Consider the following 382-nt stretch of genomic DNA (forward strand, 5'->3'; position numbering starts at 1 on the left):
CTCAAGATGAGATTTCCCATTCCGCAAGGAAGTAAGATCCCTGAAAGATGATCAGGTTGATAGGTCTGAGGTGGAAGTGTGGCGACACATGGAGCTGACAGATACTAATCGATCGAGGACTTAACCACATTTTGAATGATGTCACACCTGTTATCTAGTTTTGAGAGAACACCTCTCTAAAGGCGGAAGGTAAGGAAACTCCGCTAAGGGCTCTCACATCCTGTGAGAAACGCCCAGTACCTTCATCCTGAAGGCATTTGTTTGGTGGCGATAGCGAAGAGGTCACACCCGTTCCCATACCGAACACGGAAGTTAAGCTCTTCAGCGCCGATGGTAGTCGGGGGTTTCCCCCTGTGAGAGTAGGACGCCGCCAAGCAAGCTT

General features: G+C 49.7%; 2 rRNA genes. Both read left to right on the forward strand.

Going from position 1 to position 382, the window contains the following annotated elements:
- Positions 1-128, forward strand: a 23S ribosomal RNA gene (locus WA279_RS20805); the annotation flags it as partial.
- A gap of 132 nt (positions 129-260) precedes the next feature.
- Positions 261-376: ribosomal RNA gene (rrf, locus tag WA279_RS20810) — 5S ribosomal RNA — on the forward strand.
- The last annotated feature ends 6 nt before the right edge of the window (positions 377-382 follow it).

This window comes from Bacillus sp. 204(2023) (assembly GCF_037027505.1).
Classification (GTDB): domain Bacteria; phylum Bacillota; class Bacilli; order Bacillales; family Bacillaceae; genus Bacillus; species Bacillus subtilis.